The 15598-nt window shown below is 54.4% G+C and carries 11 protein-coding genes and 2 rRNA genes (1 of these 13 running past the window's edge); 8 read left to right on the forward strand and 5 right to left on the reverse strand.

Annotated features, from left to right (window positions below):
• Both CPH65_RS13400 and rrf read left to right on the forward strand, forming a co-directional pair.
• Window positions 1-2652, forward strand: a 23S ribosomal RNA gene (locus tag CPH65_RS13400); it begins 79 nt to the left of the window's first position.
• Between the two features lie 92 nt (window positions 2653-2744).
• A 5S ribosomal RNA gene (gene rrf, locus CPH65_RS13405) occupies window positions 2745-2859 on the forward strand.
• A gap of 353 nt (window positions 2860-3212) precedes the next feature.
• Here the strand turns inward: rrf and CPH65_RS13410 are convergent.
• On the reverse strand, window positions 3213-4334 hold the full coding sequence (locus CPH65_RS13410) for a site-specific DNA-methyltransferase (RefSeq protein ID WP_096173902.1): 1122 nt from the start codon (window positions 4332-4334) through the stop codon (window positions 3213-3215).
• 627 nt (window positions 4335-4961) lie between these two features.
• On the opposite strand from CPH65_RS13410, the gene CPH65_RS13415 reads away from it, so the two are divergent.
• On the forward strand, window positions 4962-5507 hold the full coding sequence (locus CPH65_RS13415; RefSeq protein WP_096173903.1) for a DUF721 domain-containing protein: 546 nt from the start codon (window positions 4962-4964) through the stop codon (window positions 5505-5507).
• Window positions 5508-5599: 92 nt separating this feature from the next.
• Here CPH65_RS13415 and CPH65_RS13420 read toward each other — a convergent pair whose 3' ends face one another.
• Window positions 5600-5962, reverse strand: a complete 363-nt coding sequence (locus tag CPH65_RS13420; protein WP_157747683.1) for an SH3 domain-containing protein — start codon at window positions 5960-5962, stop codon at window positions 5600-5602.
• Window positions 5963-6151: 189 nt separating this feature from the next.
• Here CPH65_RS13420 and CPH65_RS13425 point away from each other — a divergent pair, with 189 nt between their 5' ends.
• The 5 genes from CPH65_RS13425 (at window position 6152) to CPH65_RS13445 (ending at window position 12572) form a co-directional block, all read left to right on the forward strand.
• Window positions 6152-6619 (forward strand): MarR family winged helix-turn-helix transcriptional regulator, encoded by a 468-nt coding sequence (locus CPH65_RS13425; RefSeq protein WP_096173905.1) that lies wholly within the window; start codon window positions 6152-6154, stop codon window positions 6617-6619.
• 146 nt (window positions 6620-6765) lie between these two features.
• Entirely contained in the window at window positions 6766-7194 is a 429-nt protein-coding gene (locus CPH65_RS13430; protein ID WP_096173906.1) for an organic hydroperoxide resistance protein, read from the forward strand.
• A gap of 258 nt (window positions 7195-7452) precedes the next feature.
• The gene (locus CPH65_RS13435; protein ID WP_096176402.1) at window positions 7453-8106 is read left to right on the forward strand and encodes a DsbA family protein; all 654 of its coding nucleotides are present in this window, start codon (window positions 7453-7455) and stop codon (window positions 8104-8106) included.
• Between the two features lie 135 nt (window positions 8107-8241).
• Entirely contained in the window at window positions 8242-11757 is a 3516-nt protein-coding gene (locus tag CPH65_RS13440; protein ID WP_096173907.1) for a chromosome segregation SMC family protein, read from the forward strand.
• Between the two features lie 119 nt (window positions 11758-11876).
• The gene (locus CPH65_RS13445; protein WP_096173908.1) at window positions 11877-12572 is read left to right on the forward strand and encodes a glutathione S-transferase; all 696 of its coding nucleotides are present in this window, start codon (window positions 11877-11879) and stop codon (window positions 12570-12572) included.
• A gap of 72 nt (window positions 12573-12644) precedes the next feature.
• Here the strand turns inward: CPH65_RS13445 and CPH65_RS13450 are convergent, their stop codons facing one another.
• The 3 genes from CPH65_RS13450 to CPH65_RS13460 all read right to left on the reverse strand — a co-directional run bounded on the left by CPH65_RS13450 (window position 12645) and on the right by CPH65_RS13460 (window position 15118).
• Window positions 12645-13112 carry an NUDIX hydrolase gene (locus CPH65_RS13450; protein ID WP_096173909.1) on the reverse strand — a complete coding sequence of 156 codons (468 nt, stop codon included), beginning with the start codon at window positions 13110-13112 and terminating at the stop codon, window positions 12645-12647.
• Between the two features lie 90 nt (window positions 13113-13202).
• Window positions 13203-13712: a hypothetical protein gene (locus tag CPH65_RS13455; protein WP_096173910.1), complete on the reverse strand. Its 510-nt coding sequence runs from the start codon at window positions 13710-13712 to the stop codon at window positions 13203-13205.
• Window positions 13713-13957: 245 nt separating this feature from the next.
• A complete protein-coding gene (locus tag CPH65_RS13460; protein WP_157747684.1) occupies window positions 13958-15118 on the reverse strand; it encodes a porin in 1161 nt (386 codons plus the stop codon).
• Window positions 15119-15598: the final 480 nt, after the last annotated feature.

The following is a 15598-nucleotide window of genomic DNA, read 5'->3' on the forward strand; positions in this document are numbered from 1 at the left end:
TGGGGAGCTGCGAACAAGCTTTGATCCATGGATATCTGAATGGGGAAACCCACCCGCAAGGGTATCTCAATCTGAATATATAGGGTTGAGAGGCAAACGCAGGGAACTGAAACATCTAAGTACCTGCAGGAAAGGACATCAACAGAGACTCCGTTAGTAGTGGCGAGCGAACGCGGACCAGGCCGTGCTGTAATAAAACGGGAAGCTTCTGGAAAGGAGCGCCATAGTGGGTGACAGCCCCGTACCGGTATGAAAAGCAGCCGTTAGAGTAGGGCGGGACACGTGAAATCCTGTCTGAACATGGGGGGACCACCCTCCAAGCCTAAGTACTCCTTGTCGACCGATAGTGAACCAGTACCGTGAGGGAAAGGTGAAAAGCACCCCGACGAGGGGGGTGAAAGAGATCCTGAAACCGAACGCCTACAAGCAGTCGGAGGGCGAAAGCCTGACGGCGTACCTTTTGTATAATGGGTCAGCGACTTAATTTATCGAGCGAGCTTAAGCCGTTAGGTGTATGCGTAGGGAAACCGAGTCTTAATAGGGCGTTAGTTCGATGGATTAGACCCGAAACCGGGTGATCTAGCTATGAGCAGGTTGAAGGTGCGGTAACACGCACTGGAGGACCGAACCCACGCCTGTTGAAAAAGGCGGGGATGACTTGTTGCTAGGGGTGAAAGGCCAATCAAACCCGGAGATAGCTGGTTCTCCGCGAAAACTATTTAGGTAGTGCGTGGGATGAATACCTTGGGGGGTAGAGCACTGGATGGGCTAGGGGGTCTTACCGACTTACCAAACCTAACCAAACTCCGAATACCCAAGAGTACTATCCTGCAGACACACGGCGGGTGCTAACGTCCGTCGTGGAGAGGGCAACAACCCTGACCGCCAGTTAAGGTCCCTAAGTCATGGCTAAGTGGGAAAGGATGTGAGGATCCCAAAACAACCAGGATGTTGGCTTAGAAGCAGCCATCATTTAAAGAAAGCGTAACAGCTCACTGGTCTAAATAAGGGTCTTTGCGCCGAAAATGTACCGGGGCTAAAGCCATGCACCGAAGCTGCGGGTGTGTACTATGTACACGCGGTAGCGGAGCGTTCTGTAGGCCGATGAAGGGTGACCTGTGAGGGCACCTGGAGGTATCAGAAGTGCGAATGCTGACATGAGTAACGATAAAGAGTGTGAGAGACACTCTCGCCGAAAGTCCAAGGGTTCCTGTGCAATGCTAATCAGCGCAGGGTTAGTCGGCCCCTAAGGCGAGGCAGAAATGCGTAGTCGATGGGAATGAGGTTAATATTCCTCAACCAGTGGGATGTGACGGATTCCGGTAGTTGTATTGTCTTATTGGATTGATGATGCAGCGTAGGAGTTCCAGGAAATAGCACCCACGTTAGACCGTACCCTAAACCGACACAGGTGGACAGGTAGAGAATACCAAGGCGCTTGAGAGAACTATGCTGAAGGAACTCGGCAAATTGCTCCCGTAAGTTCGCGAGAAGGGAGACCCGTTTGAAGGCAACTTTTAGCGGGTGGCACAGACCAGGGGGTTGCGACTGTTTATCAAAAACACAGGGCTCTGCGAAGCCGCAAGGCGACGTATAGGGTCTGACGCCTGCCCGGTGCCGGAAGGTTAAGAGGAGTGGTGAGAGCTGCGAATTGAAGCCCCGGTAAACGGCGGCCGTAACTATAACGGTCCTAAGGTAGCGAAATTCCTTGTCGGGTAAGTTCCGACCTGCACGAATGGCGTAACGACTTCCCCGCTGTCTCCAGCATAGACTCAGTGAAATTGAATTCCCCGTGAAGATGCGGGGTTCCTGCGGTCAGACGGAAAGACCCCGTGAACCTTTACTATAGCTTTGCGCTGACAGTTGTGTTGGCATGTGTAGGATAGGTGGTAGGCTTTGAAGTTTGGGCGCCAGCTCAGATGGAGCCATCCTTGAAATACCACCCCTGTTGTCATGGCTGTCTAACCGCGGTCCGTTATCCGGATCCGGGACAGCGCATGGTGGGTAGTTTGACTGGGGCGGTCGCCTCCCAAAGAGTAACGGAGGCGCGCGATGGTTGGCTCAGACCGGTCGGAAATCGGTCGTTGAGTGCAATGGCATAAGCCAGCCTGACTGCGAGACTGACAAGTCGAGCAGAGACGAAAGTCGGTCATAGTGATCCGGTGGTCCCGAGTGGAAGGGCCATCGCTCAACGGATAAAAGGTACTCCGGGGATAACAGGCTGATGATGCCCAAGAGTCCATATCGACGGCATTGTTTGGCACCTCGATGTCGGCTCATCGCATCCTGGGGCTGGAGCAGGTCCCAAGGGTTTGGCTGTTCGCCAATTAAAGCGGTACGTGAGCTGGGTTCAGAACGTCGTGAGACAGTTCGGTCCCTATCTGCCGTGGGCGTAGGAGAATTGAAAGGAGCTGACCCTAGTACGAGAGGACCGGGTTGGACACACCTCTGGTGGACCTGTTGTGGCGCCAGCCGCATTGCAGGGTAGCTACGTGTGGAAGGGATAACCGCTGAAAGCATCTAAGCGGGAAGCCCCCCTTGAGACGAGTTCTCCCTGAGAGCCGTGGAAGATCACCACGTTGATAGGCCGGGTGTGGAAGCGCAGTAATGTGCGAAGCTTACCGGTACTAATAACTCGATAGGCTTGATTACTCTCATTTATCTATGACCATTCAAACGCTTTTACAAAAATCCTGAAAAGCGTCGACTAAAAGACCAGCTTCATTGTCCTTGCGTTTAACCGGCCTGGTGGCTATGGCGAGGAGGCCAAACCCGATCCCATCCCGAACTCGGTCGTTAAACTCCTCTGCGCCAATGGTACTCCGTCTTAAGACGTGGGAGAGTAGGTCGCTGCCAGGCCTGTTAAACGCAAGAACAATATCAAAAAACCCCCATCGCTATAAGCTATGGGGGTTTTTGCGTTCAATATAAGGAAAATACAAGAAGAACTAAAAGCGCTTAGCCGGAAAGCTAATAAAGCGACGCATAAGCTGTGACCGCGCATAAAAATGAGGCGGCCAGTGGCCGCCTCGAGTTAGGTGAAAGTCAGTTGTCGCGTCTACGGCTCCTGCAACCTACGTCCGGTACGCAAAACCCTTGCCAGACGTGTGATGGACAGGAACCGATTTTCACCTATGGTTGGAACTCAGAACATTTCCTCGGTTTTTCAGTCTCTTGTTGTGCCAGACATACGTTGTCTGGAAAGCGAAAGATCAGGCGGCGTCTCTTATGACCTGTCGCAAGGCGTCGATCGGCTCGCGAGCGCCGTTTTTGTCGAAATGCCAATAAGTCCATCCGTTGCAGGCTTCGAGTTCCTGTACACCCGCTCCGACCTTGTGTATGGAGCCGGTATGGACACCAGAGACCAGTGATCCATCTGCGCGGACTTTGGCAAAAATCTTACCGCGTTTATCAGTAAGTTCCGCACCCGGCTTCAACAGACCTTCCTCAAGAAGGCGCCCAAAGGGGATGCGAGGCTGCGATCGTTTTCCGCGGCTGATTTCCAAAGCAGACAGTTCGATCGGGACCACCGCATCAATACGCTCTTGCGCTGCCTTGATATAATCGGGGTCGCGCTCCACGCCGACAAAATGGCGTCCCATCATTTTGGCGACGGCCCCAGTCGTGCCTGTCCCGAAAAAGGGATCGAGAACGATATCGCCCGGATTGGTCGAGGACAGCATGACGCGATAGAGCAGGCTCTCCGGCTTCTGGGTTGGATGAACCTTTTTGCCATCCTCGCCCTTGAGGCGTTCGTTGCCGGTACAAATCGGCAAAACCCAGTCCGAACGCATTTGCACGTCGTCATTGAAGGCCTTCAGTGCTTCATAATTGAAGGTGTATTTGGACTCTTTTCCCCGGCTTGCCCAGATCATGGTTTCGTGGGCATTCGTGAAGCGTTTGCCCCTGAAGTTCGGCATCGGATTGGTTTTCAGCCAGACCACATCATTCAACATCCAGAATCCCAGATCCTGCATGATGGCGCCGACACGGAAAATATTGTGATAGGAGCCGATCACCCAAATCGTTCCATCCGGCTTCAATACCCGCTTGCAGGCAAGCAGCCAGGCGCGGGTAAAGGCGTCATAGGCTTGGAAGCTCTCGAACTGGTCCCAATCGTTGGTGACTCCATCGACTTCGGATTGATCCGGCCGTGTCAGGCCTGAGCCGAGTTGTAGATTGTAGGGAGGATCGGCGAAAATGGCATCAACCGAGTGCTTGGGAAGGGCCTCAAGCTGAGCAATGCAATCGCCTTTGAGTATGGTATCCAGCCAGAGTGGTTTGCTGGTTGGGTGACCGTCGAATTCTGATTTTATAGATACTGATGAACGCATGCGCCTACTCAAACCACCTGTTACTCATACTGAAAACGCACTGCCAAAGAGATCGAATTCCCCAAAACGCAGCCGTGCGTACGCTCGAAGACAAGAATTTCCCAAGGCCGCTAAGACGGCGCGCAAGAGTTTCTTGCCGCAACGAATAAGATTTCATCCGCTGAACATATCCCATCCTGATCGAACATGGTAAATCACCAGTTAAACTTAACTGTTGGAAATCGCCTTTTAGCCAACCAAATGAAAAACACTTGCAAAACCCAAAAAATTATAGATAACAGAAAGTTAAAATTGGTTACCAAAGGTTTATATTAATCAAACCTTGCTGTTTCACTTCAAGACAATCAGGGGTGGGTATCCGGCTAGCACGCTGATTTGCAATGTCACCCGCCTCTGGAACGAAAAGTAAAGCGATTTTGATCGTTTGTGTGAAACATGTTGGTGACCACTGAAAAATTGCCGTAATTCTTTGTTGTTAATGCGCTTACCCACTTGAGACTCTGGTTAATCAGCGCAAATCAGCTTACAAATGGATGAGACCACGGCGATGGATCGAATGGTGGTCAAAAGCACTCAATTGCTTGGTGTTACAGTTGGAACAGTCGCTAAAACAGGACCGGCTGAATAATGGATAAATCAGGTAATCTGAACAAGAAGTCAGGCAACAAGACCGGAATGCGCAACACGAGGGCTGCACCCAAGAAAGGGGCACAGGTGCTCGGCGACATCATCGGATCCTGTCTGACGCCGCTTTGCCGCAAGCAGGGTTTTGCGTCCTCGGATATCTTACGGCACTGGAAACAAATCGTCGGTCCGCAGTTCGCCGATTGCACCGAACCGGAGCGCATTCGTTGGCCTCGGCGGACGGAGGGGGAGGGCTTTCGGCCCGGCACGCTGGTCCTTCATTGCGAAGGCGCGCAGTCTGTCTTTCTTCAGCACGAGCAGGCGACAATCATTCAGCGGGTGAATGCCTATTTCGGCTATCCTGCGGTGGACCGTATCCAGATTTTGCAACGTCCCATGCGGGCCAAACCGGACCGGCACCCGGATCCCTTGCGACCTTTGACAAGAAGTGAGACCGTTGCACTCGATATGCAGCTTGAAGGGGTCAAAGACGACAAAATGGCCGAAGCGTTGCGGCGTCTGGGACATGCCGTCTTGGTCAAGAGCTGAGATTTTTAAAGCCAAATCCAAGCACAGTAACGCCCGCTCCTAGGCACAAGTCCGGCAATGATATCCGGCAATGGGTGGTGCTGAGTGACCGGTTAGGGGCAATGGCTATCGCGTACGTAACGCGCCTTCACCCATCCGCGCATTGTATCGTAGCCGCTGTAATGGGTAACAGGACACCAGCGCTGTGCCCAAGGCCGTGAGAGGGGCACGCAAGGCCTTTCAAGGCGAATGATGCCATGCTGGCCGGGCTTCAGATAGTCGACAATCCGGGATTTTGCAGATGGTCTTGCGCGCATATTGAGCGCGTCCCAATTGGCAACATTGACCACGTAAAGACATCCCGGTCCCGATGTGGCCTGTGCCTCCAACGTGCCCTGCCAGCCGGTCCACGCGATGGCAAATAAATACATCAAGAGGCGCTGCCGTGCGGACTTTGGACTTTTCTTGAAAGACATAATTGGCTCTCCCCCTTCGATTGATCCGGAAAATGCTTGATACATGAAACAGCCCGGTTGCGTCTCATGATACCACACCTTTCATCTCCAAGCTCCGGATTTGAAGATGGCTCGCGGATTGGCAGGCTCGGGCTTGTCTTTCGACCAAGCGCCCATTAAATTGTGCGATAACTAAAACAGGATTTGCCAATGTCATCCCGGAATAAAAACAGCGCTGAAATGAAGCACCCCTTGCCTCTGGATGAACAGCTCTGCTTCACACTCTATTCTGCGTCGCTCGCCATGACTCAGCTCTACAAGCCACTGCTGGATCCGATTGGCCTGACCTATCCGCAGTATCTTGTGATGCTCATCCTGTGGGAGAAGGATGGCCTGACACTCAAGCAGATCGGCGCCAGACTGGGCCAGAAATCGGGGGCGTTGACGCCTGTGCTCAAGCGTCTGCAAGAGGATGACCTGATAACGCGTGAAAAGAGCAAGAGTGATGAACGCGCGCTCGATATCCATCTCACGGCAAAAGGGCATGCGCTGAGTGAAAAGGCCGCTGGAATTGGACCGTGCGTGCTGGACGCCAGCGCGATGGCGGTTGACGATCTCATCCATTTGCGTGAGACACTGGCCCGCCTGCGCGGCAATCTACTGGATGCTCACATTTAGGTGATGCCATGAAAAGCAATTGCAAGGACCGGTTGACAGATCGGAGCAGCGTCACTATCTCTTTAATATAATAGTTATCGCAATAACAAAATATCTGGTGACGTTTTCCGGTGATTGTTAAGCCACCCAACTGAAGGAGTTATCTCATGGAGATCATGTACAAGACCAGCGCAACAGCGACCGGTGGCCGTGAAGGCACCGCAAAATCCGTTGATGGCAAGCTCGAAGCTGTTCTGAGCACTCCCAAGGAACTGGGCGGCGACAACGGCCCGGGCACCAATCCCGAGCAGTTGTTTGCAGCAGGCTATGCCGCATGCTTCCTCAGTGCCCTGAAACTGGTCGCAAGCCAGGCGAAGGTGAAACTGGATGACAGCGCGAGCGTAACGGCCAGCGTTGGCATTGGCCCCAATCCAGCAGACGGCGGTGCCGGGTTCGCAATCGATGTAGATCTCGAAGTCCAAGCCCCGGGTGTTGATGAGGCAGAGCTCAAAGGCCTCGTTGAGAAAGCCCATGAGGTCTGTCCCTATTCCAACGCAACACGCGGCAACGTCCGTGTTGGGCTCAGCGTTAGTTAAGAAAAACAGTCCCCTAACAAACTCGAAGGGTGATTTCTATCTCGGAGATCGCCCTTTTCCTTATCGCAAGTCCAATCATAGGTTCGAAAAATCAAACATTACAAATCCGCAAGGTGAATATCTCAGTCAGGATCTTGCCCTTTATTCGCCAAAATGTGATTGAAGTGTCAGCAAACAAAGAGGACGAAGAGGGCCAATCTCGCTATGATGCGCCCAAGTTCACCGAGCGTAAAAGACAACGATGACAAGGAACAGAACATGGCCATCACGCGTAGAGATCTTTTGGCGACCGGCAGCCGACTAACGCTAGGGCTCGCAGCCTTCGCCAGCCTGCCTGCGCTGTCAACCGCACCAGCCCTTGCTGAGAGCTTTGATCAGGACAAGCTCCTTGAAAAGGGCAATCTGGAAGACGTCGTTCTCGGTCAGGACGATGCACCGATCACCGTTATCGAGTATTTCTCTTTGACGTGCGGTCATTGCGCCAATTTTCATGCGACCACCTTCAAGCATGTCGATGAGAAATATATCAAGACAGGCAAGATCCGCTTCATCCTGCGCGAGTTCCCGTTGGATCCACTTGCTGCAGCCGGGGCCATGCTCGCCCGTTGCGCACCCAGTGGCAATCCCGAGCCGATGATCAGCTTGTTGCTGGATACCCAGCGCACCTGGGCCTTTTCGGACGATCCTGTAAAGCAGCTGGAAATCATGTCGAAACAGGCAGGTTTTACACAGGAGAGCTTCAAGGCATGTCTCACCAACCAAAAACTGCTGGACGATATCACGGCAGTGCGGGAACGTGGACATGAGGAATTCAAGGTTGATTCCACGCCGACTTTCTTTGTGAACGGCGAAAAACATGTCGGAGCCATGTCGGTTGAGGAGTTCGACAAAATTTTGGAACCACTGCTCTAATCGAATTGGTCGGTTCCGCATCGACCAAGTTCTCAAGGCGTGTCAAATGGTCCGGTCAGGGTCGTTGGCACGCCTTTTGTCGTTGGTGCCCTGCCGCCTGATTGCAGCCACGCCCTCTTCCGGGAGAGGTGTCTGATGATTTTCACGAAGCTGCGGCTGCTTGGGTTCAAATCCTTTGTCGAGCCGATGGATTTCATCATTCATCCGGGTTTGACCGGTGTGGTCGGGCCCAATGGGTGCGGCAAGTCCAATCTTGTCGAGGCTCTACGCTGGGTGATGGGCGAAAACAGCTATCGCAACATGCGTGCTTCGGGGATGGATGACGTGATCTTTGCCGGATCGACCCATCGACCGGCGCGCAATACCGCCGAAGTGACCGTCTTTCTGGACAACACGGCCCGCACCGCGCCTGCGGGCTTTAATGATGAGGATGCGATCGAGATTTCCCGCCGCATTGAGCGGGAGAGCGGCTCGGCCTACAAGATCAATGGCAAAGACGTACGTGCTCGTGATGTGCAGTTGCTCTTTGCGGATGCGTCGACGGGCGCGCGCTCACCCTCGCTGGTCGGGCAGGGGCGCATTGGCGAGATCATAAGCCAGAAGCCGACACAGCGCCGCGGCCTGCTCGAAGAGGCCGCTGGCATATCGGGGCTGCATTCGCGCCGCCACGAAGCAGAACTGCGTCTGAAGGCGGCAGAAGGCAATCTTGAGCGTCTTGAAGACATTATGGCGCAGATCGCGACCCAGCTTGAGGGTCTGAAGCGACAGGCCCGCCAGGCCAACCGCTATCGCAATCTTTCATCTGATATCCGTTCCACAGAGGCCACGCTCTATCATTTGCGCTGGCGCGATGTGATGAGCGATGAGGAAAAGGCGAAAGAGGAACTGCGCCGCGCCGATCTCGCTGTAGCAGAAGCAACAACGCAGCAATCAGCCGCCGCGCGTGAAGAAGCCGTCGCAAAACATCAATTGCCGGACTTGCGTAACAAACAGGCGGAAAAGGCCGCAGCCCTCCAGCGGCTGACGCTGGCCGCACGCGAACTGGACGGAGAAGAACAGCGCGTCAAGGAAAAGATGGTCGATCTCACGCGCCGCGTGGAGCAATTGAAGGAAGACCGCGCGCGCGAACAGCAGTTGGTCACCGAGAATGCCGACCTGTTGGCCGCTCTTGATGAGGAAAAGGCACAGCTGGTCACCGAGGAAGAAGCCACGGGCACAACCAGACTTGAGGCCGAGAAAGCGCTTGCCGATGCTGAAGCGGAGCTGCAAAAGGCCGAAAGCCATGCAAGCGACCTGACCGCTCGTCTGGCCGAGGCGGAAGGTACGGCCCGCCAGATGGCTCAGGCGACCGAAGCGGCCCGGGGGCGGGTTGCCCGTCTTGCAAGCCAGACGGCCCAAAGCCGCCGGGATCTGGACAAGGTGAGTGATGAGCTCGATCGTGACAGCGATCTCGATGTACGCCGTGCCGAGGTTGAGACAGCATCTGAAGAGCTTGAGGTTCTTGAAGCCGCGGCCGAAACCGCATCCATTGCCGTGGCCGAGATGCGCGAGGCCGAAACCGAGGCTCGCCGCGCCCGCGCCGATGCCGAGAGCGCTTTCAACCGCCTTGACACCGAAGCCCGCACCCTGGCCAGAATTGTCCAGTCCGGTGAAGACACCCGTTTTCCAACCTTGATGTCTCGCTTGAAGGTCGAGGCCGGTTATGAAACCGCATTGGCAGCCGCGCTCGGGGACGACCTTGATGCGGCTCTTGATGCCAATGCTGCCCGTCACTGGGACGAGCTACCGCCATTTGATGATGATCCCGATCTGCCGAATGATTTGCCTAGGCTCGCTGAGATGGTTGCCGGGCCGGATCGCGTCACGCGCCGCCTCAATCAAATTGGCATCGTTGCCGCCAGCGATGGCGCCGGCATGCAACCGCTCCTCAAGCCCGGTCAGCGTCTGGTTAGCCTTGCAGGAGATCTGTGGCGGTGGGATGGCCTTGTCATGAAAGCCGGTGCACCAACCTCGGCCGCTCAGCGCCTAGAGCAAAGAAACCGGCTGGAGGAACTGGAAGGGCGGCTTGAAGAAGCACAAGACCAATTGGAGATGGCGCGAAGGGCCTTTCAGGAAAAGCAGGATGCGGCTGCTGACAGCGCCAAGGCGGAACAGACCGCCCGCAACCGCTGGCGTGATGCCCAGAAACGCCTTTCACTCCTGAGAGATGCACTGTCCCGTGCAGAACGGGATGCCAATCAGTTGCTGGCCAGAAAAGCGACGCTCGAAGCGACGCTTGAGCGCCTTGTTGAGGATGAGGAAGAAGCCCGCGCGGTGCTGTATGAGGCGGAACAACAGCTGCAGGATTTACCGGACTTTGCGCATCTGCAACGCGAGCGAGATGAGGCGCGCCTCGTCCAGTCGGAAACCCGCAGTCTGGTTGCAGAAGCCCGCGCCAATGTTCAGGGACTGACCCGCGAGACCGACATGCGGCAGCGGCGCCTTGAGGCCATTGAACGGGAGCGGTCAAGCTGGGTGGCCCGCGCGCAAAATGCGGACGCCCAGATTGCCACGCTCGATGCACGCCTTCAGGAGACAGAAAAGGAAATCTCTGCTCTTGAGGATGCGCCAGACGATTTTGCGGCGCGGCGGCGGTCGCTTCTCTCCGGGATTGCCAAGGCAGAGGAAATCCAGAAAGAAGCCAGCGATGCTCTCGCCGAAGCCGAACGCGCGGCGATGGAAGCTGATGTTGCATCCAAGGTCGCCATGGAAGGGCTGAGCACGACAAGGGAAGCGCGTAGCCGCGCCGATGAACGCGTGAAGGGCATCGAAAGCCGCAAACAGGAACTGACGCGACAGATCGCCGAAGCGCTTGATTGCGCCCCTGCCGCGACGTTCGGGCTGGCTGGCCTCAAGCAAGGCGCTCCCTTGCCCGCGATGGCGGCAATCGAGAGCAAGCTTGAGCGCCTGCGCAACGAACGCGAGCGGCTCGGAGGCGTGAACTTGCGCGCCGATGAAGAGGCAACCGAAATCTCCGATCAACTGAGCACCATGGAAACCGAGCGCGATGATCTCATTGAGGCGATCAAGAAGCTCAGAAATGGGATTTTCAACCTCAACAAGGAAGCCCGTGCGCGCCTTCTTGCCTCGTTCGAAGTGGTCAACGAACACTTCAAGTCGCTGTTCTCCAAATTGTTTGGTGGCGGTCAGGCCGAATTGCAGCTCACCGAAGCGGATGACCCTTTGCAAGCCGGTCTCGATATTGTCGCACGACCGCCGGGCAAGAAGCCGCAAACCATGACACTGTTGTCTGGTGGCGAGCAGGCGCTGACGGCTATGTCGCTGATTTTTGCGGTTTTTTTGACAAATCCTGCGCCGATTTGCGTGCTTGATGAGGTCGACGCACCGCTCGACGATGCGAATGTGGAGCGTTTTTGCACCTTGCTGCTGGAAATGCGCCAGTTGACCGAAACCCGCTTTGTCACCATCACGCACAACCCGATCACCATGTCCCGCATGGATCGCCTGTTTGGTGTCACCATGGCAGAGCGCGGGATTTCGCAGTTGGTGTCTGTCAATCTGGAGGCGGCCGAGGAGTTGATCAGCGATGATGACGAGAAAGCAGCTCTCGCCACCGTGCCCCCCGGCCACCCTTCTGTCGACCGGGCCTGAGTGCCGCTATCGGCCACCTCAACATCTCTATTCTATCGTCTGGAGACTGCGCTCAGAAGTTGTCATGGTCTGAATTCTTGCCTAATCTATGGAAAACATCCAAACCCAAAGGTGCTTTCATGTCTCGGCCAGAGTCTCGCGATCTCAAATTGACGCTCTATATAGCCAACAAGAACTATTCTTCCTGGTCCTTTCGGCCGTGGATTGCGATGACGCAGAAGGGCATCCCTTTCACCGAGCATTTGCTGCAATTCGACGAGGCGACGGGGCACGCCCATTTCATCGAATTCTCTCCCACCAAGAAAGTGCCGGCCTTGCGAGTCGAGCAGGAAGGAGCTGAGACGGTCACCATCTGCGAATCCCTCGCGATTTTGGAAGTGGTGGCGGATCTGTTCCCCGAAGCATCGCTGTGGCCCGAAGACGTCATGGACCGGGCCAAGGCCAGAGCCTTTGCCGCTGAAATGCACGGCGGGTTCTTTGGTCTTCGTGGGTCGTGTCCGATGAACATGCGCAGAGAGATCAAGGCCCTTGACCTTGATCCCTACAGTGCAGGCGCTGTTGTCAAGAATGTGGAGCGAATCGAACAGATCTGGTCCGAATGTCTTGATCAATCGGGCGGTCCGTTTCTGTTTGGCGATTTCGGCGCCATCGATGCCATGTACGCGCCTGTCATCAATCGGTTCGAGAAATATGCATTGAGCGATAGCGACGTGTTCGGTCGCTATCGCAAGGCGATGAAAGCCCTGCCTGCCTGGCAGCAATGGGAGGAAGCCGCGCTCAAGGAGCCATGGATCGTGCAGGAAGATGAGGCCTGATCCTTGGTCGACGGCCGCGCTTTAGTGCTGAGCGTGGGTGAATCAGGCTTCAGTGTGGCTGCGCTTGGCTTCTCACGCGGGCAGGTAGATGCGTTTCCCGCCATTTACCAAGCGGTTTATGACGTCGATGGTGCCGTCAGTCAGGGGATAGGTTTTGACCTGATCAAGCGGCACCCACAATGCTTGTCGCGCATCATCGCCCGCTGACAGGATCGGCAGGGGAAGATCCAGAGCCGATGGGTGACCGACAAAGACCGCGATGACGAAATGACGGCTACAGCGTGCTTCTTCATCGTGGAGAATGACTTCAACCAGTTCTCCAACACCCTTGGGCGTGAAATCGAGACCTGTTTCTTCAAGAATCTCGCGCTGGATTGCCTCTTCAAGACTCTCGCCGGTCTCCACCGTGCCACCTGGCAGGCTCCATTCGCCCGCAAGGGGTGGATTGCCCCGTTCAATCAGAAGCACGTGATCTCCGGATCGTATAAGAGCACTTACGCCGAGAAACGGATGGTCGGGGTAGGAGCGTGACGTCGCCATGGAATAACCTTGTCTCAATCCAAGTCTATTTAAGGCTCTGGATGGATAAAAGACCAACGGCAGGTCACGACGAAAGCAGTCGGACCAGCATTAGTCAAAAAGGCGGTCGACTTCATCCTGAGCAGTCGGATGATCAATGGCAAGCATCCAGTCCGTGGTACCAGCACTTGCATTCACCAGCGCACTGGCTTTGTCGATCAATGGCCGGATCTCGGTCGAGGCTGAAAAGGCGAGGCTCTCATAAGACGCGCCTGAAAGATCGCCATTCAAATTCGAAATTCGCTCGATCAACCCGAAGACATTTTCATCGATTCTCCCGATCAGATCCTCAAAGAGTTTCTTCACCTCAGGTGAAACCTCGTCATAAAGCTCAATGGCGAGGGTCTTTTCCTTGAAGGTGGATTGCTCGAAATAGTCGGCATAGCTCATTGGCTGCCATGAAAACACGTCCTCGGCGCAATCCGGCATTGCTGGCAGCATCTCGATCAGCATGAGTACTTCATTGAAGTGATTCAGATAATCAGTTGCCAGTAGCGTGTCGGGATTGATGTTCGCAGCGCGTAAAGCCTGCGGATCCCTGAGAGTTTCAACTTCGCTCATGCCTGCCTTACCTACAGCGCGGTGTCCATGAAGAAATGGAATTGAGTCCAAGCTTAGAAGGCGTGGGTTTCCAAATGTTTGACGAAGTGAAGAGAAAATTACAAAAGTTGAGTCTCAGCGGCATCTGAAGACGATATGGATGAGACATCCTGTCGCGTCGTGGCTCTCAAATACAAAAGGCCCCGGAGAGAAACTCTCCGGGGCCTCGAAACCTGCGTTTCGTAATCTAAGCGATTAAGCCAAGATTAGAAAGTGCGAATGATTTTGAGGCGAGCGCGTACGTCGTCCCAGTCTTTCACGCCAGAAGCCGAAGAGTAGTCGGTTTTCTGGTAGCCAACAAGACCAATAACGTTCAGGTTATCAACTACTTCGTAATCAATCTGAGCTGCAACACCCCAGTGAGAGGTGTCGAAGTTAGTAACGGTCTTGTCGATCCACTTTTCGTAGCCACCGTCAAGAGCGAAGGTTACGTTGTCAGCGAAGGAATATTCAAGACCTGCAGACACTGTCCAGTTAGCCATCAGAGTGCCGTCGAATGCGGAAGGCGCTGATAGGGCAGTCGTGAACTTAGGCAGGTACATGTTGGAACCGCGGGAATAACCACCAGCAACACCAACGCTAAGGCCTTCAGCTATGTCTACGGTAGCTTTACCACCGACTGAGTAGCCGAGATCGGTATCAAATGCAGCGTTCGGGTAACGAACCTGGAAGACAGAACCACCAACTACGATGGAACCCCAAGCCTGATCAACGCCAACGGTAGCAGCGAAGGAAGGCATAGAGATACCAGCAGCAGGAGCAGCCCCGTTAATGTTAGCATTTGCATTACCAGCATAATCTTCAGCAGCTACGGTGATGGTTACACCGTTGCCAACTGGCATTGCGTAACCGATGGCAACAACGTCACCTTGGCCAAATGCGAAATCGTCAAAGCCGGTGGTGCCAGCGTTGAAGTCGATGATGGAGTCGGTTACACCAGCATAGAAACCGTTAAGAGACAGCCAAGCTTTATCGAAAGCGGTGCCACCACCAAGTACGGAACCGTCTTCGTCTCCGTTGTCAGCGTCATCCATTTCGAGAACGGCAGACAGGGTGCCATATTCGGTTTCTTGGCGAGCGGTAAATGTGATGTTGGTTTCAACATACATGTCCAGCAGATCTTCTTCGCGCTTTACATTGCCGATTTCATCTTCGCCACCGAAACCGTGGGATCCAACGAAGAAGGCAACTTCACCATTGATTTTCAGGCAGGTATCGGTACCTGGGATGAAGAAGTAACCAGCGCCATAGGCGTCACATACTTTAACGTAATCTACAGGTTCAGCAACCGGCAGGTCTGCTGCCTGTGCGGCACCAGCTGCTACGATGGCAGCTGCGGAACCGAGGATGAGGCTCTTGATGTTCATGTTTCTGACCTTCATTTGTCATAAAACTTTATAAATGCAGTGACCAGTCCAGTCAGACCAATCGGGTTCACTGCTTGCGACAAGGGAGACAATACCTGTTTCTCACCGCGGATCAATCATCTCTGATCCTTGTCTCGATCTGTTTGCTCGGACTGTTGCACAAAAAACACAAAAATGCCCTCAAACCGCGGTTTTCTGCGAGATCGTTACTGTTTGGTTAATGCCAGTCCTCGAAAAATTAAGCACCTGTTAAGGGCTGCTGCTAGGCTGAGCGTCGCTTCAAGTCTTGAATTTTATGCTCTTCGTGCCCTTGGACCAGAAAAATGACGGGGTGAAGCTCCAATGAGTCGCTTTTTGCCGCTCATATACGAGAATCGATTCTCAAAATCAGCACCCAAACTAAGTCGGTTTGTGGGGTCTTCAAGTCAGGCGGGAAACAGAAGCGGAGTGCGTTCGTCTGACCTGAGCGTTCGCACCCAT

This window comes from Cohaesibacter sp. ES.047, assembly GCF_900215505.1.
GTDB lineage: Bacteria > Pseudomonadota > Alphaproteobacteria > Rhizobiales > Cohaesibacteraceae > Cohaesibacter.

What these genes read in the sequence shown, in the direction of transcription:
- CPH65_RS13410 (WP_096173902.1), bottom strand. Translation starts at nt 4,334, where the DNA reads ATGCGTTCATCAGTATCTATAAAATCAGAATTCGACGGTCACCCAACC.
- CPH65_RS13415 (WP_096173903.1), top strand. Translation starts at nt 4,962, where the DNA reads ATGGATAAATCAGGTAATCTGAACAAGAAGTCAGGCAACAAGACCGGA.
- CPH65_RS13420 (WP_157747683.1), bottom strand. Translation starts at nt 5,962, where the DNA reads ATGTCTTTCAAGAAAAGTCCAAAGTCCGCACGGCAGCGCCTCTTGATG.
- CPH65_RS13425 (WP_096173905.1), top strand. Translation starts at nt 6,152, where the DNA reads ATGTCATCCCGGAATAAAAACAGCGCTGAAATGAAGCACCCCTTGCCT.
- CPH65_RS13430 (WP_096173906.1), top strand. Translation starts at nt 6,766, where the DNA reads ATGGAGATCATGTACAAGACCAGCGCAACAGCGACCGGTGGCCGTGAA.
- CPH65_RS13435 (WP_096176402.1), top strand. Translation starts at nt 7,453, where the DNA reads ATGGCCATCACGCGTAGAGATCTTTTGGCGACCGGCAGCCGACTAACG.
- CPH65_RS13440 (WP_096173907.1), top strand. Translation starts at nt 8,242, where the DNA reads ATGATTTTCACGAAGCTGCGGCTGCTTGGGTTCAAATCCTTTGTCGAG.
- CPH65_RS13445 (WP_096173908.1), top strand. Translation starts at nt 11,877, where the DNA reads ATGTCTCGGCCAGAGTCTCGCGATCTCAAATTGACGCTCTATATAGCC.
- CPH65_RS13450 (WP_096173909.1), bottom strand. Translation starts at nt 13,112, where the DNA reads ATGGCGACGTCACGCTCCTACCCCGACCATCCGTTTCTCGGCGTAAGT.
- CPH65_RS13455 (WP_096173910.1), bottom strand. Translation starts at nt 13,712, where the DNA reads ATGAGCGAAGTTGAAACTCTCAGGGATCCGCAGGCTTTACGCGCTGCG.
- CPH65_RS13460 (WP_157747684.1), bottom strand. Translation starts at nt 15,118, where the DNA reads ATGAACATCAAGAGCCTCATCCTCGGTTCCGCAGCTGCCATCGTAGCA.